This window comes from Novacetimonas hansenii, assembly GCF_014843995.1.
Taxonomy (GTDB): domain Bacteria; phylum Pseudomonadota; class Alphaproteobacteria; order Acetobacterales; family Acetobacteraceae; genus Novacetimonas; species Novacetimonas hansenii.
In genome coordinates this window covers 2971643-2991263 of the sequence record NZ_CP062147.1, presented here as the reverse complement: position 1 = coordinate 2991263, position 19621 = coordinate 2971643, and the positions used below count along the sequence as shown (strand labels likewise).

Here is a 19621-nt window from a genome sequence, read left to right as displayed (position 1 = left end):
CCATGGCGCGAACGGGTGGCGACCTCAACGGCGCGCATGGTCTGGTGCGACGCGGGCTGGACCTGCTGGTGCGGCGCAATGTCTCGCTCCTGCTGGTGCTGCTGGCGCTGTGCCTGGGGGTGGCGACGTTTGTCGTACTGTCGGGGGGGATGTCGCTTGCGCGCCATCCACAGATCGAGGCGCTGATCTTCATCCTTAATTTCCTCGTCCTGCTCCTGCTGGCGACTGCGCTGACGGAACAGGTGGGGCGCATGCTGGCCGAACGGCGCAGCGGGCTGGCGGGGGCGCGGCTGCATGTGCGGCTGATGACGCTGTTCGGGATTGTCGCGGTCGCGCCGACCATTGTCGTGGGCGTGTTCGCGGCCATCTTCTTCCATTATGGCATCCAGATCTGGTTCAGCGACCGCGTCAATACCGCCCTGAACGAAGCGCTTGAGGCGTCGCGCGGCTATCTGCAGGAACATAACGCCAATATCCGTACCGAGGCGTTTTCGCTGGCGAACTACCTTGTCAGCGCGCAAAGCGGGCTGATGGGTAACGGTACAGACCTGATGCGCGATCCCGACTCGCTGGGGCAGATACTGGATTCGCAGGCGACGTTGCGCGGCCTGAACATGGCCGTCATCTATGACCCGTTCACGAACACCGTGGTCGCATCAGGTGGCCTGATGGGGCATTCCGGATACCGGCAGGACCTGCCGCCGCCCGCCGCCACCCTGATGGCGCGGACCAATGACATCGCCATCCTTGACTCCCCCGATGAAAAGACGGTGCGCGCCGTCATTTCTCTGGGTGATACACCGCCGCTTATGCTGATGATCTCCCGCCCCGTTGACCCCGACATCCTGGGGCATATGCGCAAGACCGAAGGTGTGGTCAGCGATTACCAGCGCCTTAATCGCAACCGTGCGAAGATCCAGTTTACCTTTGTCCTGATCTTCGCGCTTGTCGCGATTCTGGTGCTGGGGGCGGCGATCCTGATCGGGCTGGTGCTGGCGACACAGATCGTGCGTCCCCTCAGCCTGCTGATCCTTGCTTCCGAACGGGTCAGTCGGGGCGACCTTGCCTCCCACGTGCCCGAAGGCGATGGCGATGATGAGGTCTCCAGCCTGTCACGTGCATTCAACCGCATGACCGACCAGCTTTCGACCCAGCGTACCGAACTGATGAACGCCTCCACCCAGATCAACGAGCGTCGCCGCTTTACCGAAGCTGTGCTGTCCGGGGTGTCGGCAGGGGTGATCGGCCTCGATTCCCATCAGGTCATCGAACTGCCTAATCGTGCGGCCAGCGTGCTGTTGCACCGCGACCTCAATGACGCGGTGGGCGCGCGGCTGGTGGATGTGGTGCCGGAATTCGCCCCCCTGCTGGAACTGGTGGCCAAGGGGGTGAACCGCGAATTGACGGACGAGGTGCATGTGGTCGCGGGCACGCGGTCCTGCACGTTGCTGGTGCGGATCGGCGCGGAAATGCAGGGGAGTGTGACCGGCGACGTGGCGGATGGCTATGTCGTGACGTTCGATGACATCACCGCCCTGCAGGTGGCGCAGCGCAAGGCGGCGTGGGCGGACGTTGCGCGTCGCATCGCGCATGAAATCAAGAATCCCCTGACGCCCATACAGCTTGCGGCGGAGCGGCTGAAGCGGCGGTTCCTGCGCGAAATCGCATCTGATCCGGACACATTTTCGCAATGCGTGGACACGATCGTGCGACATGTGGGGGATATCGGGCGCATGGTGGATGAATTTTCCGCGTTCGCGCGCATGCCGCAACCGGTGATGCGCGACGAGGATTTTTCGCGCATCGTCCGTGAAACCCTGATCCTGCAACGCAGCGCGCATCCTGAAATCCGTTATGTGGTCAACCTGCCCGATCGTGGGCCAAAGGTCGAATGCGACCGCCGCCTGATCGGGCAGGCGCTGACAAACCTTTTGCAGAATGCCGCCGACGCCATTGCCATGCGTCCCAAAGAAGGGGATGCTGTGCAGGAGGGTGAGGGTATTGCCGGGACGATCCGCCTCGACCTGTCATGCGGGCAGGGGGTCGTGCGCCTTGCTGTCACGGATGACGGGATCGGGTTGCCGGTGGAAGACCGCACCCGACTGACGGAGCCCTATGTGACGCACAAGCCCAAAGGAACGGGGCTGGGTCTTGCAATCGTCAAGAAGATTCTGGAAGACCATGGGGGCAGTGTAGGTCTAGAAGATTGTCCCGAAGGTAGGGGAGCTGTTTCGACGTTGATTTTGCCGATAAAGGACGACCATGGGACATGAAATCCTGATCGTCGATGACGAGCCTGACATAAGGCTGCTTATCGAGGGAATCCTGAGCGACGAGGGATACGAGACACGGCTGGCAGGGGATGCCGATTCCGCCATCAGCGCCTTTCGCGAACGCCGTCCGTCGCTTGTTATCCTTGATGTATGGCTGCAGGGATCACGCCTTGACGGGCTTGGCATCCTGAATGTCTTCCACAAGGAAGAACCCTCCGTGCCGGTTGTCATGATCTCCGGTCATGGCACGATCGAGACCGCGGTGGCGGCGCTTCAGCACGGGGCGTACGATTTTATCGAAAAACCCTTTCAGTCCGATCGCCTGCTTGTGGTGGTCCGCCGTGCGCTGGAGGCGTCGCGCCTTGCGCGTGAAAACGCTGAACTGCGCCTGCGTGCAGGGTCGGAGGCGATGCTTGACGGGCGCAGTGCCGCAATCGTCGCGGTGCGCAACCAGATCGACCGTGTGGCGCCCACCGGGTCGCGCGTGCTGATTTCCGGGGCCGCGGGCGCGGGCAAGGAAGTGGCCGCGCGCATGATCCATGCCAGTTCGCGCCGTGCCGAAGGGCCGTTCATTGTCCTGAACTGCGCAACGCTTGCCCCCGGTCGGTTTGAGGAGGAATTGTTCGGTATCGAAGGAACCGACGATGGGGCGGGGCGTCGTACCGGCGTGCTGGAACGTGCCCATGGTGGGACGCTGGTGCTGGACGAGGTCTCTGACATGCCGCTGGAGACACAGGGCAAGATCGTGCGCGCCCTGCAGGACCAGACGTTCGAACGCCTGGGCGGGTCACGCCGGGTGAAGGTGGACGTACGTGTCTTGGCGACGACGAATCGTGACCTTCAGGCCGAAATTTCGGCCGGTCGTTTCCGCGAGGATCTGTACTACCGCCTTGCCGTCGTGCCGTTGCGTGTGCCGGGCCTGCGTGAACGGCGCGAGGATATTCCCGACCTTGCGCGGCTGTTCCTGCGCCGGGCGGCGGAAAATGCGGGCCTGCCGCTGCGTGAACTGTCGGGAGATGCGATTGCGGCCCTGCAGAATTACGAATGGCCGGGCAATGTGCGTGAACTGCGCAACCTGATGGAACGCCTGCTGATCATGATGCCGGGCACCGGGACGGACCCGATCCGCGCGGACATGCTGCCGTCCGGCGTGGGGGAAGGTGCGCCGGCATTGTTGAAATTCGATTCCGACGAGGATGTGATGGGCCTGCCCCTGCGTGAGGCGCGTGACCTGTTCGAAACCCAGTACCTGCAGGCCCAGCTCTTGCGCTTTGGTGGAAACATCAGCCGTACTGCCGGGTTTGTCGGCATGGAACGCAGTGCCCTGCATCGGAAGCTCAAGCAGCTTGGCGTGACATCGGAAGATCGCAACCCGGCCTGAGATTTTGCCCGATGAACGCATGCCTGCTAAACAATGAACCGTGATACGGACGGTGGCAACGCCGTAGCATGGACATGGGGGCACCCATGTTCTGTGAACCGCCCAACAGCAACAAAGTAAGGCCCAGCCGTGGCAAAAGACCCTTCGCAGAACGTTCAGGATGTCTTCTTGAACCATGTCCGTCGATCCAAGACCCCTGTTACGATTTTCCTTGTGAATGGCGTAAAGCTGCAGGGAATCATCACGTGGTTCGACAATTTTTCCGTCCTGTTGCGCCGTGATGGGCATACGCAGCTTGTATACAAGCACGCGATCAGCACGGTGATGCCTGCAACCCCCGTCACCCTGTTCGAACCGCCCGCCGCAGAAGGCGAGGATGTTGCGCCCATGGCCGGTAGTGGCGAATTCCTGTGACATCGGCCCCTGGACCGGTCATGACGCGCGCGGCCGTCATCCTGCCATGGGAACGCCCCGACAGGCAGGATGAAAGCCGCGCCGCCGAAGCCCGCCTCGAAGAGGCCGTGGGGCTTGCCGCTTCCATCGGGCTTGTCATCATCTGCAAGGCGGTCCTGCTGTTGCGTGCGCGCCGTCCCGCCACCCTGCTGGGTAGTGGACAGGTCGAGTCGCTGCATGCGACGGTCCGGGCGGACAACATTACCGTCGTTATTATCGATTCCCGCCTGACCCCGGTGCAGCAGCGTAACCTTGAACGCGCGCTGGGGTGCAAGGTCATCGACCGTACGGCCCTGATCCTCGACATCTTTGGCGAACGCGCCGCGACAAAAGAAGGCTCGCTTCAGGTCGAGCTTGCGCATCTTGAATATCAGCGCAGCCGCCTTGTGCGCACATGGACCCATCTGGAACGCCAGCGCGGTGGCTTCGGCTTCCTCGGCGGTCCCGGCGAAACACAGATCGAGGCCGATCGCCGCATGATCGGCGACCGTATCGTCCGCCTGAAGCGTGAACTGGAACAGGTGCGCCGCACGCGTGGCCTGCACCGGCAGGCGCGCAGGCGGGTGCCGTTCCCCGTGGTGGCGCTGGTGGGGTATACCAATGCGGGAAAATCGACGCTGTTCAACGCCCTGACCGGGGCCAGCGTCTATGCGCAGGACCAGCTTTTTGCGACACTTGATCCCACGATGCGCGGCATCCGCCTGCCATCTGGGCGCCAGATCATCCTGTCGGACACCGTGGGGTTCATCAGCGACCTGCCAACCGAACTGATCGCCGCCTTCCGCGCGACGCTGGAGGAGGTGGCGGAGGCCGACATCATCCTGCATGTTCGTGATGCCTCCCACCCCGAAACGTCGGCACAGCGTGCCGATGTGGTCGAGGTGCTCGAAGGCATGGCCCATAGCGGGACGATCGAACCCGACTGGCAATCACGCGTGATCGAGGTGCTGAACAAGGCTGACCTGATGGGCGGGCGCGACGCAGTGGGCGCGCGTCCCGGCGCGATCGTCATTTCCGCCATTACCGGTGATGGCCTGCCTGACCTTTTGGCGGCGATTGATGAACGCCTGACCCATGCGATGGAACTGGTGCGTTATCGCGTGCCCCTGTCCGATGGTGCGGCGATGGCGTGGCTGTATGAACATGGCGAGGTGGTCGAACGTACCGACCATGAGGACGGGGTGGACATGCATGTGCGCCTGTCACCTGCCAACCGCGCCCGTTTCGAAATGCAGCACGCCACCGGGATTACCTGCCTGGACAGTTGAGGGACCGTTCCAGGTCAAGGGATTGATAACAGGGAAATAACCCTTCCGGCATCAGCGTCGAAGCTTGTGCATGGTGGTCGTGGCGGGATGTGTTTCATGTTTTCCTTTTCCGTGCTGATGACCGTTGTGTGACTGGCATGGGGGTGGCGTCGTGGTGATGACGGGGCCAAGACTGTCACGCACATCATGGGTGGAAGCACGGAGGAGCGGGGCAATGACGGACCGGATTGGTATCGCGGATATGGAAGTGATCCTCGGCCTGATGCGCGATGCGGCGCGCGACGAGGTCATGTCGCGTTTCCGGCGATTGGGGCATGCGGACATCCGTGCCAAGACATCCGCGCTGGATGTCGTGACCGCTGCGGACGAAGCCGCTGAACACGTCATTACGCGTGCCTTGCACGACCTGTATCCCGATGCCCTGATCGTAGGGGAAGAGGCGGTGGCCACCCGGCCCACGCTTTTGTCGGGGCTGGGGGATGCGGAACTTGCCTTTGTGATCGACCCGATTGATGGCACCGCCAATTATGCCGCCGGTGTCCCGTTATTTGGCGTCATGGTGTCTGCTGTTGCACGGGGGGAGGTCGTTGGTGGCGTGATCCTTGATCCCGTGTGCGATATCGCGGCGGTTGCCGCGCGGGGGCATGGGGCGTGGCTGCATGACCGCGATGGCGGGCGGCAGGTGATGCGTGTGGCGCCCGCCGTTCCCCCGGCACAGATGTCAGGCAACGCGTCATGGCGCTATCTTGCGCCGGAGCAGCGCGACGCGGTCGCGCGCAACCTGCCGCGTGTCATGGGGTCATGGGATTTCCGTTGCGCCGCACATGAATATCTGATGCTGGTCGATGGGAAATGCCATTTCCTGCTGTTCAACCGCACCATGCCATGGGACCATCTGGCGGGGTGGCTGATTCATCGGGAAGCGGGTGGGTATGCCGCGCATTTCGATGGGTCCGCCTATCGCGTGACGGACCGTGACGGGGGGCTGCTTTACGCCCCGGACCGCGCAAGCTGGCATGCCCTGCGTGACCTGTTATTCAGCGCGGCGGATTGAAACCGTCCCCCCGAAAGCATGGCCGTAAACGCTTTATCCGATTTTCCCCTGGAAAGAGGATCGCAAAGAACATAAGAGACTGTCTGAAGCGTCAGGCGCGATAACATACTGAAATCATAAAGGTTTTTGGTGAAGCTTTTTTCAAAAAGCTTCAGAAGACGCTGCCTTTTTGGAAAAAAGGCAGCACCCAAAAACTTTTCTTGTTTTTTATCAACGGCTTGTTGTCAAACAGTCTCTTAAGGCTTTACGGGCGGCTCCGAAAAAAACTTGCCATTTGAAATAACGGGCGAAGATCCGAGGAGGGGGCTGCATGCCGCGTCAGGGCCGTCTTTTCCTTTCGCGCGCTTGGATCATGTCTCCCCACGTTCGCGGCGTTTGACCACCTGCCACCCTTCTTCCATCACGCTGACATCCACATCACGCAGCGCCAGCCCACGGTGTGCGAGGTCGTGTTCCATTTCAGTAAAGCGCCGGGTGAATTTGGCGTTGGCATGGCGCAGGCAGGCTTCGGGATCGAGGTCAAGCTTGCGCGCCAGTGTGGCGAGCGTGAACAGCACATCACCCAGTTCATCCTGTATCCGCGCCTTGTCCCCGCTCTCGAGTTCGGCCTTCAGTTCGGCCACTTCCTCGTCCACCTTGCCCATGACGCCCGCCACATTGTCCCAGTCAAAGCCGACACGTGCCGCGCGTGCCGACAGCTTGCGCGCGCGCAGCAGGGCGGGCAGGCCGACCGGCACGTCATCAAGTGTGCCCCGCCGTGCGCGTGCGGCGCGTTCGCGTTCCTTGCCGTTCTCCCACTGGCCCTGCGCCAGTGTCGCATCGCCAAAGACATGGGGGTGGCGGCGTACCATCTTGTCGCCAATCATGCGTGCGACGGTGGCGAAATCGAATCGCCCGGCCTCCGCCCCCATCTGTGCATGATAGACAACCTGCAACAGCAGGTCGCCAAGTTCGTCAGGCAACCCGTCCCAGTCCTGCCGCGCGATGGTATCCGCCACTTCATAGGCTTCCTCGATCGCATAGGGGGCGATGGTCGTGAAATCCTGTTCCCGGTCCCACGGGCACCCCGTCACCGGGTCGCGCAGGCGCGCCATGATGTGCAGCAGCCGGCCAAGCGCCCGTTGCGCGTCTGTGGCCTCGATATCTGGGGCCTCGTCGGCGGTGGCGGCGGGCATAGGGGTGTCAGGCATCGGGGGCTCCTGTTGTGGTTGCGGCGGCGGGTGATGATTGTATAGTCCGCCAGTCCACGCAATGTCGGACGGATCTTGCCGGGAAACAGGGATCATGAACACGTACGCACGGCCATCGGTATTCATTGACGGGGAAGCAGGCACGACAGGTCTGGGAATCCGCGCCCGGCTTGAGGCGTTGCCGGTGGATGTGCGCTCCATTGACGCGGCGCGACGCAAGGACCCTGACGCCCGACGGGACATGATGTCGGCGGTTGATCTGGTGGTGCTGTGCCTGCCGGATGCGGCGGCGCGTGACGCGGTGGCGATGGTGGACGGGCTTGTCACGGCAGGCCATCGCGCGCCACGCGTGCTGGACGCCAGCACGGCGTTTCGCACCGCACCGGGCTGGGTCTATGGCTTTCCCGAAATGCAGGCGCAACAGGCGCAGGCGATCCGCACGGCCACACACGTCGCCAATCCGGGCTGTTATCCCACCGGTATCATCGGCCTGCTGCATCCGCTGGTTGCGGCGGGGCTGGTGCCTGCGGATTATCCCGTCACCGTCAATGCGGTCAGTGGCTATAGCGGTGGCGGGCGCACGATGATCGAGGCGCATGAGCGCGATGGCGGCCCGGCCTTCGAACTTTATGGCCTGTCATTGCAGCACAAGCACCTGCCGGAGGCACAGATTTATTCCGGCCTGTCGCGCGTGCCGGTATTCGTGCCGTCGGTCGGGCATTTCGCGCAGGGCATGATTGTGTCGATCCCACTGCACCTTGACCTGCTGGGGCATGGCGTGCGGGGGGCGGACCTGCATGCGGCGCTGGTGGCGCATTATCGCGGTTCCGACCGTATCAGCGTGCCCGACGCCTGCACCAGCCTGTGTGCCGACACTCTGGCAGGGACCGACCGGATGGAGCTGCGCGTGCATGTGAATGAGGAGCAGCGCCAGGCAGTGCTGACGGCGCGGCTGGACAATCTGGGCAAGGGGGCGTCCGGTGCCGCGATCCAGAATATTGCCCTGATGCTGGGGCTGGAGAGTCCGTCCGGGATGTGATATGTGCGCAACGCGGCCCGCTGTGGTGTGCGATGAATTGCCACCGGCCCTGTTGTACTGTTAAGCAGGCCTGCATGCGAGAGTGACGGAACGGTAGACGTAGTCGACTCAAAATCGACCGCCGCAAGGCATGGGGGTTCGAATCCCCCCTCTCGTACCAGTTGGCGCATCATGTCGTGATGTGCCGTCCCTTTTGCCCGTGTTGCGAACAGGACGATGTTCTCCTTGCCCGAAATCCAGATCGAAAAGCCGTCGGCACGGCCCCGCAATCCGTGCTTTTCTTCCGGCCCCTGCGCCAAGCGGCCGGGATGGTCCGTGGCGGCGTTGTCCTCGGCGCTGGTGGGGCGTTCGCATCGTTCAAAAGAGGGGCGGGCGCGTCTGGATGAGGTCATCACCCGTTCCCGCGACATCCTTGGCATGCCGGCCGACTGGCGTCTGGGGATCGTGCCGGCGTCCGATACAGGCGCCGTGGAAATGGTGTTATGGTCGTTATTGGGGACGCGCCCGGTCGATGTGCTGGCGTTTGAAAGTTTTTCGGCCACATGGGCCAATGATATCATAGCCCAGCTCCAGCTTCCTGATGCCCGCGTCCTGCGCGCCGGGTATGGCGAGGTACCTGACCTTGCGGATGTGGACTGGTCGCGCGACGTGGTGCTTACATGGAATGGCACCACATCGGGGGCGCGTTTTGCGGATGGCGACGCCATTCCCGCCGATCGCGGGGGGCTGGTGATCTGTGATGCGACATCCGCCGCGTTTGCGATGGACCTGCCGTGGGACAAGCTCGATGTCGTGACATGGTCATGGCAGAAGGTGCTGGGGGGCGAAGCCGCGCACGGGATGCTTGCCCTGTCGCCACGTGCGGTCGAACGCCTCGTATCGCAGCCCGCGCCGCGTCCGCTGCCCAAGATTTTCCGCCTGACGAACAGGAATGGCCTTATCGAAGGCATTTTCCACGGCGATACGATCAATACACCCTCCATGCTGTGTGTCGAAGATGCGCTCGACGGGCTGCGCTGGGCAGAGCAGGTGGGTGGCCTGGCGGGGCTGATCGCGCGTAGCCGCGCCAACCTTGCGGTGATTGCGCAATGGGAGGCACGCAGCGACTGGGCGTCCTTCCTTGCCGCGTCGCCGCGCCATCGCTCCAGCACGGCCATCTGCCTGCGTATCGTCGCCCCGTGGTTTACGGCCCTCGATCATGAAACGCAGACGAAGGCGGCGCGTGAAATTGTCGCCCTGCTGGCGGCCGAGGGTGTTGCGATGGATGTCGGCAGTTATCGCGATGCACCGCCGGGCCTGCGTCTGTGGGGTGGGGCAACGGTGGAGGCATCAGACCTTGCCGCTGTTGTGCCGTGGCTTGACTGGGCGCATGCACAGGTCCGCGCGACCTATATCTGATCCTTTTGCCCCCTGTGTGACGTTGCACGTGTGTGGCGTCTCGCTTGTGTGGTGCTGTCCTGTGTGGCGCTTGGCCGCCACGTCCTGTCGCCTGATGCGCGCACGCCAAGAATATAGGCCCGAACCATGACGGATGACCCGCCCCTCAATCCCGCGCTGCTGCCTTCCGGATTCGTCGATGTGCTGCCCCCCGCCGCAGAGGCGGAGGCCATCGGGCTTGAAGCCCTGATGCGGGTTTTTTCCACCCATGGGTATGACCGGGTGTCGCCGCCGTTGCTTGAATTCGAGGAAACGTTGCTGACGGGATCAGGGGCGGCGGTCGCAGAACAGACATTTCGCCTGATGGACCCCGATACGCGGCGCATGATGGCGTTGCGTCCCGACATGACACCACAGATCGCACGCATCGCGGCGACCCGTCTTGCGCATGAGGAACGGCCCCTGCGCCTGTCCTATGCCGGGGCGTGCGTGATGATGGGCAGCCCCGCGCGGGAGACGGATCGCCAGATCCTGCAGGCGGGGATCGAACTGATTGGTCCCGATACGCCTGTGGCGGATGCGGAAATTGTGGCGCTGGGCGCGGAGGCGTTGCAGGTGCTCGGTGTGCCGCATGTCTCCTTTGACCTGACGATGCCGCCGCTGACGACCACGCTGCTGGCGACGGAGTCCTTTGGTCCCGCCGCCCGTTCCGCCCTGTTGCGCGCGCTGGACCGCAAGGATGCCGCCGCCGTGGCGCGTCATGGTGGTGCGCTGGCGCCGGTGCTGACGGAACTGCTGCATGCGGCGGGACCGGCGCATCGCGCGCTGGATGTTCTGGCGCGTGTCGATCTGCCGCCTGCCGCGCGGGCGCAGAGCGACCGCCTTGCGGCCACGGTCGCGGCAATAGAAAACCGGGTGCCGGGCGTGCGGCTGACGGTCGATCCGGTGGAATTCCGCGGTTGGCAGTATCACACCGGCGTCTGTGTCAGTGTTTATGCGCTGGGACGGCAGGAAGAGCTTGGTCGGGGCGGGCGTTATCGTTCGAATGACGATGAACCCGCCTGCGGCCTGACGCTGCGTCCTGATGTGATCCTGCGTGTCGCCCCCCCGCGTGCGCGGCGCATGCGGGTGTTCGTGCCGTGGGGGATGGACCCACGGGTGGCGCAGGCATTGCGTGCGCAGGGATATGCAACGGTTGCGGCCCTGGGGGATATCGCCGATCCGGCGGCGGAGGCATACCGGCTTGGCTGCGCCTTTGTCGCGGTTGGTGGAAAGCTGGAGCCGGTGCAGGTCACAGATCAGCCGGGCTGAGTTTTTTCTTTCATCATTAATGGATTTCCTTCCGGTCGCGCCTGACGATGCGCATCCGGATCGTCAGAGAAGCAGAGCGAGGAGCAGTACATGTCCAACGTCACCGTTATCGGCACCCAGTGGGGTGACGAGGGCAAGGGAAAGATCGTTGACTGGCTCGCCAGTCGCGCGGACATTGTCGTGCGGTTCCAGGGTGGCCATAATGCCGGGCATACGCTGGTGGTGGGGGATCAGACCTACAAGCTGTCGCTGCTGCCCTCCGGGCTGGTGCGTGGCAAGACCGGCGTGATCGGCAATGGTGTCGTCGTCGATCCCGAAGCATTGCTCAAGGAAATCGACCGCGTTACGGCGCAGGGCCTGAAGGTCACGCCTGATACGCTGAAGATCGCGGAAAATGCGCCTCTGATCCTGCCGGTGCATGGTGCGCTTGACCGTGCGCGTGAGGCCGCGCGCGGTGAGCGTAAGATCGGCACCACCGGCCGTGGCATCGGCCCCGCATATGAGGACAAGGTGGCGCGTCGCGCAATCCGTCTGTGTGACCTGGCGGAGCCGGAAACCCTGGACTGGAAGCTTGACGAACTGCTGTTGCATCATAACACGCTGCTGCGTGGGCTGGGGGCTGCGACCTTTACCAAGGAAGAGCTGATGGCGTTCCTGACCGGTATCGCGCCGCGCGTGCTGCCGTTCATGGCCCCCGTGTGGGATCTGCTTGACGACAGCCGCCGTGCCGGGTCGCGTATCCTGTTTGAAGGCGCGCAGGCGGTCATGCTTGATGTTGACCACGGCACCTATCCATATGTCACCAGTTCCAACACCGTTGCGGCCAATGCAGGCACCGGCAGCGGCGTCAGCCCGACCAGCATCGGTTTCGTGCTGGGGATTGCCAAGGCCTATACCACCCGTGTGGGCGAGGGACCGTTCCCGAGCGAACTGCATGATGAAATGGGCCGTACGCTGGGTCAGCGCGGACATGAATTCGGTACCGTGACCGGTCGTCCCCGCCGTTGCGGCTGGTTCGATGCCGTGCTGGTGCGCCGTGCCGTGCGTGTCGGCGGCGTAAACGGGCTGGCATTGACGAAGCTTGACGTGCTTGATGGCCTTAAGGAAATCAGCATCTGTGTCGGCTATGAACTCGATGGTGTGAAAACCACGCATTTCCCGTCCGCCCCGGGCGCGCAGTCGCGTATCCGTCCGGTGTTCGAGACGATGGAAGGCTGGGAAGGCACCACGCATGGCGCGCGTTCATGGGCAGACCTGCCCGCGCAGGCGATCAAGTATGTCCGCAGGATCGAGGAACTGGTGGAGGCGCCCGTCACCTTGCTGTCCACCAGCCCGGAACGTGACGACACAATCCTGATGCGTGACCCGTTCGAGGATTGAGCAAGCAGGATAAAAGCTTGCAGATACCGCCTTTGCCAAAAGGCGGTATCCGGGCTGCGTGTTGAAGGCACCTGCCGCCAAGACCTTTGCGTATAAGAGAGTGTTTGAAAATAAGTCATTGATAAAAAAGAACAGTTTTTGGGTGCCGCCTTCTGATCGAAAAAGGCGGCGTCTTCTGAAGCTTTTTGGGAAAAAGCTTCACCAAAAACTTTTATGATTTCAGGATGTTATCGCGCCTGACGTTTTAAACAGTCTCTAATAACCTGTGTATAATAAAACGGCCCGGAAGATCGCTCTTCCGGGCCGTTTTTCATTATCCCGCCAGCATTATTCAGCCCTTGTGGGCTTTTTCATGTTCCTCACGCCGGGCTGTCACTTCGGCTTTCATCGCGTTCTGCACCTTTTCAAAGGCGCGGACTTCGATCTGGCGCACCCGCTCGCGCGAGATGTTGTAGACATGCGACAGGTCTTCGAGTGTCGCCGGGTCATCCTTCAGGCGGCGTTCCGTCAGGATATGGCGTTCACGTTCATTCAGGGACTGCATCGCATTTGCCAGCAGCGCCTTGCGCCCGGAATATTCCTCGTTTTCGGCAAGGGTCTGTTCCTGGTTGTCGTGGTCGTCCACCAGCCAGTCCTGCCATTCCCCTTCGCTATCGGTGCGCAGGGGGGCGTTCAGGCTGTGATCCGGTGCGGACAGGCGCCGGTTCATGTTGACGACATCCTGTTCCGGGACACCCAGCGACTTTGCGATCTTGTCCACCTGTTCAGGTTGCAGGTCGCCATCGTCGATGGCCTGCATCTGCCCCTTCAGGCGACGCAGGTTGAAGAACAGCTTTTTCTGCGCCGCAGTGGTACCGATTTTCACCAGCGACCAACTGTGCAGGATATATTCTTGAATTGCGGCGCGGATCCACCACATGGCATATGTCGCCAGGCGAAAACCACGTTCGGGGTCGAAACGGCGCACGGCCTGCATCATACCGATATTGCCTTCGCTGATCAGTTCCCCCACCGGCAGGCCATAACCGCGATAGCCCATCGCGATCTTCGCCACGAGGCGCAGGTGGGACGTGACCAGTTTATGTGCTGCTTCCGTGTCGCCCTTTTCCTTCCACAGGCGCGACAGTTTCAGCTCTTCCTCTGGGGAGAGCATCGGAAATTTGCGGATATCCCGAAGATATTTGGACAGGTTGTTTTCGGGGCCGGATAGAATTGCGGAAGAAGAGGCCATCAGAATCGGACTCCTGTGTCCGGATAAACAAGCTGGCGGGTCAGTCTGTAACGAGCAGGCGACCAACGGGTTGCAGCCGTTTTCCGAGAGACGCACGACTGGACTTGTTGTCGTCCCCACAGGACATCCCCGGAATGGGCGATATCGTGCGGGACGTCCAGTTAGCCTGGGGGCGTCGGCCCCGGCGAACATCCTCAAGCGATACTGTCCATTCCCCCGTGCGTCAAGGAAACGCGCATTAAACCGCCTTAATATCAGCCAATCGCGGCAAGCAGGTCCTGGAAATCGCGGGGGGGCGGCGTCTCGAACAGAAGATGCGCGCCCGTGCGGGGATGGACGAAACCAAGGCGTGCGGCATGCAGCGCCTGACGCGGAAAGTCGAGCGCCGTGGCCCGGGCATCGGCAGGCAGCCCACGCGCGGCGGCCGGGATGCGGCGCAGATAGGTCGGGTCCCCCACCAGGGCATGTCCCGCATGGGCGAAATGCACCCGGATCTGGTGCGTGCGCCCGGTCGCAAGCTTGCATTCCACATGGCTGAGGCTGCCGTGAAAGGTATCGAGCGTGCGGTAATGTGTCAGGGCATGCTTGCCCCCGCCATTACTGATGACGGCCATACGCTTGCGCTCGCGCCGGTCGCGTCCGATCGCCCCATCGAATGACCCGGTGGTGGGCGCGAGGACGCCCCAGCATACCGCCTGATAGGCACGTTCGATGTCACGGCTGGCAAAAGCGGCGGACAGCGCATGATGCGCCAGTTCCGTCTTGGCCGCCACCATCACGCCTGATGTGTCCTTGTCCAGCCGATGCACGATGCCCGGACGGCGTTCCCCGCCAATGCCTGTCAGGCTGTCGCCACAATGGCCCAGCAACGCATTGACCAGTGTTCCGTCCTCATTGCCCGGTGCGGGATGCACAACCAGTCCGGCGGGTTTGTCGAGGACGATCAGGTCGCGATCCTCAAACAGGACATCGAGCGCGATATCCTGTCCCTGCGGCGTTGCCGGGGCGGCGGCCGGCACGCGCAGTTCATATCGCATGCCCGCCCGCACCGGATCGGCCGGATCGCGCAGTACCACACCATCGCGCAGCAGGTGTCCGGCCTCCATCAGCGCCTTGATGCGCGAACGTGACAGCGTGCCAATCGTGTCGGCCATAAAGCGGTCGGTGCGTTGCCCTGCATCCCCGACGGTGGCAATGACGGGTTCAGGCTGGATGTCTTGGGTCATGGGCGTCCATTAATGGAAAAACTCGCGTTCGGAAACGGAAAGCACACGATGGAAAAACAGGGATCGCGCGCATTGCTTGCCGCGGTGATCGGCATGGGGATTGTGCTGGCGGTGGGATCGCTGGTTCTGGTGGGGGTTCTGGTGCATCGGATATCGCATCCCCGCGCCACCGCCCCGGCCACCATTCCGGCCCCCGCCGCAGTCACTGCGCCTGTGACAACCACCATGGCCGTGCTGCCGCAGGATCTGGGGCGGCTGGTGCTGGATGAACCGGCAGGCACGCATGTCACCTCCATTGCACGGCAGGCGGACATGGCGTTGGCGGTGGCGTTGACGGGTGGGGGCGCGGATCGTGTCATCATCTGGGATCTTGCGCATAATCGCATTATCGGGCGGTTGCAGGTTTCGCCCTGACAACACATCGGGGAAATGATCCGGTGTGAAAGAAAAATCACACAGATCGCATTTTGGGGGATTCGTCCGCTTGTGTCGGCTGACGCAATCCTCTAGAAGCGCCTTCGGCCTTGTCCCGTTCGTCTAGAGGCCTAGGACACCGCCCTCTCACGGCGGCAACACGGGTTCGAATCCCGTACGGGACGCCACTGTTTCTGCAATGGTTTTTGTGGAATTCAGTGTAATGTCTGAAAATAAACTGTCCCAGCCTTGCCAGAAATATCTGGTCATTGCCTTAGCGACACTCTCTGGCCTTTCCCTGCTCTTCATAAATAATGCCGTGCGCTGCCCTGTGGTCGTATAAGGCCGGAAATACGGGGCATGGCGTCATGAATCCGTATCCGGTCGGCATTGGCATGACCCATGTATCCGAAGGTACGAATGCTGCTTCGGATATGGTGAGGACTGGCCCTGCCAGATGCGCCAGCACCGGATGTTGTGACAACATTACAGATTTGTCATAATATATGTGATAATATAATAAATCTTATATATAAATATAGCAGGGGCTTTTTTTGTAGGATATGGAATATTATTGTTTTTTAAGTTCCAAGGCGGAATGCGGCCACCCATGACGCCGTATGGCGATGTCCCGCCTTCATTTCGGAAGATGCGAACAGATTAGATGCGTTTGACCCTGCATACCGATTATGCCCTCCGGGTTCTGCTTTACGTTGCGTTGCGTCCAGAGACGCGCGTGTCGATACGTGAGGTGGCGCAGGCCAACAGGGTGTCGGAAACCCATATGGTCAAGGTTGTCCACAAGCTTGGGCGTGCCGGGCTGATTCGCACGGTCCGTGGCCGTGGCGGCGGGATAGAGCTGGGTCAGGCCGCCGAGGATATCCGCATCGGCGCCGTCGTGCGCCTGACAGAAGAGGAGCGGCAACTGGTCTCGTGCATGCGGCCCAAGGCCGAGGCCGAGGATTGTGTGCTGAGCGGGTTCTGCCAGTTCTATTTCGTTTTGGGCACTGCGCTTGATGCATTCATGGAAGTGCTGGACCGCTGGACGCTTGCGGATATCCTCAAGATGTCCGCGCGTGACGACATGATGCGTCGCCTGTTCATCGTTGACGAAGCTGCCCTGAACGATCAGCTTCCGCAATCGGGCGGTGCGGGATAATCTGCGCTTTACTTGCTTCTTTTCGTGGTTCGGGGCTGTTATTCTCACTTCTGGCGCGTAAAGATGTAAATATAATGCAGAATTCCCATGCAATCATTTGCGGTTTGGGAAGTGTCATTGATCTATGTCAACCCGGATTGAAATTTTAAATATCTTTCGGGTTTCCAATTCCCTTTGAACGTAAGAAGATTATTACACCTGCTTAAGCTTTCGGGTGTGGTGGCGTCTGGTTTGATCAGGTGGTGCCTGTCCTGGCAAGGGAAGGTTCCCGGTGTGGGTTCCGGCATGGTGCCGGGATGTCGATGTTGGGGCTTGTGATAAAATTACAACTGCCCCCAGGTCGTATCGTGGCACGGGCTTTGCCATTGTTTGCCAAGGGCGGGGTGATGATTATGATCGTGACGCGGCGCGGACTATATCCCAAGTAAATTTACGGTCGGGGATGTGTTTCGGGAATTGCGCCGCATCTGGTTCCGGTTTGTGTCGTATCGTGCTTTGAGTTCGCGTCTTTGGGGATATGTAAGATCTGATGCAGTTGATTTCCATGATGACTGAAGAAAACAATTCTCCGACCGCAAGCGGGGTCGGGCGACGTTCCTTTATGTCGGTCATGGCGGCGATGGGAGGGGCGCAGGTGCTTTCATCCACCGGTGCGTTCGCAGACCCCGCCCCCGATGCGGTGGCGCAGCAATGGGCCATCTTCCGCGCCAAGTATCTTCGTCCCAGCGGACGTGTCGTGGATACGGGCAATGGTGGCGAATCCCATAGTGAGGGGCAGGGCTATGGCATGCTCTTTGCCGCGTCGGCGGGGGACCTTGCGTCGTTCCAGTCGATGTGGATGTGGGCGCGCACCAACCTGCAGCATACCAATGACAAGCTGTTTTCCTGGCGGTTCCTCAAGGGGCATCAGCCCCCGGTGCCCGACAAGAACAATGCCACAGATGGCGACCTGCTGATCGCGCTTGCGCTTGGTCGTGCGGGCAAGCGTTTCCAGCGCCCCGATTACATTCAGGACGCCATGGCCATTTATGGCGATGTGCTGAACCTGATGACGATGAAGGCGGGACCGTATGTCGTCCTCATGCCCGGTGCTGTCGGTTTTACCAAGAAGGACAGCGTGATCCTCAACCTGTCCTATTACGTGATGCCCTCGCTGCTGCAGGCGTTCGACCTTACGGCCGACCCGCGCTGGCGTCAGGTGATGGAAGACGGGATTCGCCTTGTTTCCGCCGGGCGTTTCGGGCAGTGGCGCCTGCCCCCCGACTGGCTGGCGGTGAATCGCGCCACCGGTGCGCTGTCGATCGCATCGGGATGGCCGCCGCGCTTTTCCTATGATGCGATTCGGGTGCCGCTTTATTTTTATTGGGCGCATATGCTGGCGCCGAACGTGTTGGCTGATTTCACCCGATTCTGGAATAATTTCGGGGCTAATGCCCTGCCGGGATGGGTTGATCTGACAACAGGGGCGCGTTCGCCGTACAACGCCCCGCCTGGATATCTTGCTGTTGCCGAATGCACGGGGCTTGATTCTGCCGGGGAACTCCCGACACTGGATCATGCGCCCGATTATTATTCCGCAGCGTTGACGCTGCTCGTTTACATCGCGCGGGCGGAGGAGACTATAAAGTGAGTGCTTCAGGGTCTGATGAGGTGGCTGGGGGAGGGCAGGCTGGAAGTCCGCAGGATTTTCAGCGGGTCCTGCGTTCTTTTGGTGTCGAAGGTGGGCAGTATTCCTACCGGCCGTTTGTTGACCGTTCCTTTGATGTGACAGGCGTGCCCGAGGCTGTTGAAAGGCACTTCGATCAGGCGGAGCATGACACGGCGGTTGAGGAGCAGATCACTCCCGCGCCACAAATCGCGGTCGCACCGCCACCGCCGCCAGTCGTTCCTGAGCCGCCCGCCATCGTGACGGAAACCGCGCCCCCGCCGCCTGTCGTGGTCAGCGCTCCGGTCACGTATGAACCCCCGGCTGCTGACGTGCCGGCAGAGCCCCCCGTTCAGGAAGCCCCCGTGCAGGCGGCGCCGGTTCCCCCTGCGCCTGTGCCCCCGATTGCGGAGCAGGCTCCTCCCGCGGCTCCGGACCCGGCATCCGTGCCGTATGCGAACGTCGCGGCAGCACCCGTTCCACCTGATCCCGCACCGGTTACGCCTGCGCCGCAGGCGCGCGTGACGGGGCCGAACACCCGTATGGTGGAACCCTTTTCCCGCCCGCAGGTCCGCACGGTGCAGGAGGGGGTAACCCCGTCACGTGTACCTTCGCGTTCAATGAACGCTTTCCCCCGCACATCAGCATCGTCCATAAGTGAGCGTCCGGTGGACAGGGGTGTTGCCGATGAATGGAGTCCTGTTCCGAAGGCACGCCTCAGCCCGCGGGAGCGTCCGCGTCCCGGCGATCTGAGCTTTTTCTTTCAGGGGATGCGCGACACCCGTGATGAAAAGAAGTTCTTTCCCGTGGCGTCCACGCGATCAGTTCGTTCTAATGTTTCCAGGATGACCAGCATGACCAAGACAGACACGAATTCCTCTCAGGCTTCTCGTCCCGGCAGCCCCGTCGCCTCGCCTGATGGGTCGCCCACAATGGCCGAAGTGTTCATGACGCTGGGTGGTCGTGCGACGGAACTCCTCAGCCCCCGTCCTTCGCTGCGGGAGGCGCTGTTGCGTCGTCGTGAAAACGAAGAAGAATCCTAAGGCCCTATATTCAGGCGACCGCCTGTCCCTGTGTCCCGCCTGGTGAAATGGCGGGGGCAGGGGCGGACACGCTGCACTGGCTCGGCGATCTATTCCGTCTTTGGCCTGGGTGATGTTTTCGCAGCCCAGGCGGGCCCGCTTTGCCCCGATGTGACCGCAGATGGTCGGGGTCAGGTT

At 61.7% G+C, this 19621-nt stretch carries 16 protein-coding genes and 2 tRNA genes; 15 read left to right on the top strand and 3 right to left on the bottom strand.

Annotated features, from left to right (window positions below; all coding sequences use genetic code 11):
- The first annotated feature begins 2 nt into the window (after positions 1 to 2).
- The 5 genes from IFJ82_RS13020 to IFJ82_RS13000 all read left to right on the top strand — a co-directional run bounded on the left by IFJ82_RS13020 (position 3) and on the right by IFJ82_RS13000 (position 6429).
- Positions 3 to 2273, top strand: a complete 2271-nt coding sequence (locus IFJ82_RS13020; protein WP_003617956.1) for a sensor histidine kinase NtrY-like — start codon at positions 3 to 5, stop codon at positions 2271 to 2273.
- The gene (gene ntrX, locus IFJ82_RS13015; protein ID WP_003617957.1) at positions 2263 to 3654 is read left to right on the top strand and encodes a nitrogen assimilation response regulator NtrX; all 1392 of its coding nucleotides are present in this window, start codon (positions 2263 to 2265) and stop codon (positions 3652 to 3654) included. Before IFJ82_RS13020 ends, ntrX begins: the two co-directional genes overlap by 11 nt.
- A gap of 129 nt (positions 3655 to 3783) precedes the next feature.
- Positions 3784 to 4068, top strand: coding sequence for an RNA chaperone Hfq (gene hfq, locus IFJ82_RS13010; protein WP_040510463.1), 285 nt, complete (start codon positions 3784 to 3786; stop codon positions 4066 to 4068).
- Between the two features lie 20 nt (positions 4069 to 4088).
- On the top strand, positions 4089 to 5375 hold the full coding sequence (hflX, locus tag IFJ82_RS13005) for a GTPase HflX (RefSeq protein WP_174805745.1): 1287 nt from the start codon (positions 4089 to 4091) through the stop codon (positions 5373 to 5375).
- Positions 5376 to 5589: 214 nt separating this feature from the next.
- The gene (locus IFJ82_RS13000) at positions 5590 to 6429 is read left to right on the top strand and encodes an inositol monophosphatase family protein (protein ID WP_003617960.1); all 840 of its coding nucleotides are present in this window, start codon (positions 5590 to 5592) and stop codon (positions 6427 to 6429) included.
- A 350-nt stretch (positions 6430 to 6779) separates the two neighbouring features.
- On the opposite strand, the gene mazG is transcribed toward IFJ82_RS13000, so the two are convergent.
- A complete protein-coding gene (mazG, locus tag IFJ82_RS12995; RefSeq protein ID WP_408901687.1) occupies positions 6780 to 7619 on the bottom strand; it encodes a nucleoside triphosphate pyrophosphohydrolase in 840 nt (279 codons plus the stop codon).
- A 94-nt stretch (positions 7620 to 7713) separates the two neighbouring features.
- On the opposite strand from mazG, the gene argC reads away from it, so the two are divergent.
- The 5 genes from argC (at position 7714) to IFJ82_RS12970 (ending at position 12726) form a co-directional block, all read left to right on the top strand.
- On the top strand, positions 7714 to 8658 hold the full coding sequence (gene argC, locus IFJ82_RS12990) for an N-acetyl-gamma-glutamyl-phosphate reductase (protein WP_003617964.1): 945 nt from the start codon (positions 7714 to 7716) through the stop codon (positions 8656 to 8658).
- Between the two features lie 76 nt (positions 8659 to 8734).
- Positions 8735 to 8818, top strand: a tRNA-Leu gene (locus IFJ82_RS12985).
- Positions 8819 to 8874: 56 nt separating this feature from the next.
- A complete protein-coding gene (locus IFJ82_RS12980) occupies positions 8875 to 10056 on the top strand; it encodes a phosphoserine transaminase (protein ID WP_192264848.1) in 1182 nt (393 codons plus the stop codon).
- Positions 10057 to 10182: 126 nt separating this feature from the next.
- Positions 10183 to 11346 carry an ATP phosphoribosyltransferase regulatory subunit gene (locus IFJ82_RS12975; protein WP_003617966.1) on the top strand — a complete coding sequence of 388 codons (1164 nt, stop codon included), beginning with the start codon at positions 10183 to 10185 and terminating at the stop codon, positions 11344 to 11346.
- Between the two features lie 90 nt (positions 11347 to 11436).
- Positions 11437 to 12726 (top strand): adenylosuccinate synthase, encoded by a 1290-nt coding sequence (locus IFJ82_RS12970; protein WP_003617967.1) that lies wholly within the window; start codon positions 11437 to 11439, stop codon positions 12724 to 12726.
- Between the two features lie 331 nt (positions 12727 to 13057).
- Here the strand turns inward: IFJ82_RS12970 and rpoH are convergent, their stop codons facing one another.
- The gene (rpoH, locus tag IFJ82_RS12965; RefSeq protein ID WP_003617968.1) at positions 13058 to 13957 is read right to left on the bottom strand and encodes an RNA polymerase sigma factor RpoH; all 900 of its coding nucleotides are present in this window, start codon (positions 13955 to 13957) and stop codon (positions 13058 to 13060) included.
- A 254-nt stretch (positions 13958 to 14211) separates the two neighbouring features.
- Positions 14212 to 15183, bottom strand: coding sequence for an RluA family pseudouridine synthase (locus tag IFJ82_RS12960; RefSeq protein ID WP_062808634.1), 972 nt, complete (start codon positions 15181 to 15183; stop codon positions 14212 to 14214).
- A gap of 48 nt (positions 15184 to 15231) precedes the next feature.
- Here IFJ82_RS12960 and IFJ82_RS12955 point away from each other — a divergent pair, with 48 nt between their 5' ends.
- The 5 genes from IFJ82_RS12955 (at position 15232) to IFJ82_RS12935 (ending at position 19444) form a co-directional block, all read left to right on the top strand.
- Positions 15232 to 15597: a hypothetical protein gene (locus IFJ82_RS12955; protein WP_040511556.1), complete on the top strand. Its 366-nt coding sequence runs from the start codon at positions 15232 to 15234 to the stop codon at positions 15595 to 15597.
- A gap of 112 nt (positions 15598 to 15709) precedes the next feature.
- A tRNA-Glu gene (locus tag IFJ82_RS12950) sits at positions 15710 to 15785 on the top strand.
- 476 nt (positions 15786 to 16261) lie between these two features.
- Positions 16262 to 16756 (top strand): RrF2 family transcriptional regulator, encoded by a 495-nt coding sequence (locus tag IFJ82_RS12945; protein ID WP_062808635.1) that lies wholly within the window; start codon positions 16262 to 16264, stop codon positions 16754 to 16756.
- Positions 16757 to 17300: 544 nt separating this feature from the next.
- Positions 17301 to 18386, top strand: coding sequence for a glycosyl hydrolase family 8 (locus tag IFJ82_RS12940; protein WP_040511559.1), 1086 nt, complete (start codon positions 17301 to 17303; stop codon positions 18384 to 18386).
- Positions 18383 to 19444 carry a hypothetical protein gene (locus tag IFJ82_RS12935; RefSeq protein WP_192264846.1) on the top strand — a complete coding sequence of 354 codons (1062 nt, stop codon included), beginning with the start codon at positions 18383 to 18385 and terminating at the stop codon, positions 19442 to 19444. Before IFJ82_RS12940 ends, IFJ82_RS12935 begins: the two co-directional genes overlap by 4 nt.
- Positions 19445 to 19621: the final 177 nt, after the last annotated feature.

Bases quoted from the DNA above. Each gene is read 5' to 3' on its own strand.
- IFJ82_RS13020 (WP_003617956.1), top strand. From the start codon at position 3: ATGGCGCGAACGGGTGGCGACCTCAACGGCGCGCATGGTCTGGTGCGA.
- IFJ82_RS12980 (WP_192264848.1), top strand. From the start codon at position 8,875: ATGTTCTCCTTGCCCGAAATCCAGATCGAAAAGCCGTCGGCACGGCCC.
- IFJ82_RS12975 (WP_003617966.1), top strand. From the start codon at position 10,183: ATGACGGATGACCCGCCCCTCAATCCCGCGCTGCTGCCTTCCGGATTC.
- ntrX (WP_003617957.1), top strand. From the start codon at position 2,263: ATGGGACATGAAATCCTGATCGTCGATGACGAGCCTGACATAAGGCTG.
- IFJ82_RS12945 (WP_062808635.1), top strand. From the start codon at position 16,262: ATGCGTTTGACCCTGCATACCGATTATGCCCTCCGGGTTCTGCTTTAC.
- IFJ82_RS12960 (WP_062808634.1), bottom strand. From the start codon at position 15,183: ATGACCCAAGACATCCAGCCTGAACCCGTCATTGCCACCGTCGGGGAT.
- rpoH (WP_003617968.1), bottom strand. From the start codon at position 13,957: ATGGCCTCTTCTTCCGCAATTCTATCCGGCCCCGAAAACAACCTGTCC.
- IFJ82_RS13000 (WP_003617960.1), top strand. From the start codon at position 5,590: ATGACGGACCGGATTGGTATCGCGGATATGGAAGTGATCCTCGGCCTG.
- IFJ82_RS12955 (WP_040511556.1), top strand. From the start codon at position 15,232: ATGGAAAAACAGGGATCGCGCGCATTGCTTGCCGCGGTGATCGGCATG.
- IFJ82_RS12940 (WP_040511559.1), top strand. From the start codon at position 17,301: ATGATGACTGAAGAAAACAATTCTCCGACCGCAAGCGGGGTCGGGCGA.
- mazG (WP_408901687.1), bottom strand. From the start codon at position 7,619: ATGCCTGACACCCCTATGCCCGCCGCCACCGCCGACGAGGCCCCAGAT.
- IFJ82_RS12970 (WP_003617967.1), top strand. From the start codon at position 11,437: ATGTCCAACGTCACCGTTATCGGCACCCAGTGGGGTGACGAGGGCAAG.
- argC (WP_003617964.1), top strand. From the start codon at position 7,714: ATGAACACGTACGCACGGCCATCGGTATTCATTGACGGGGAAGCAGGC.
- hflX (WP_174805745.1), top strand. From the start codon at position 4,089: ATGACGCGCGCGGCCGTCATCCTGCCATGGGAACGCCCCGACAGGCAG.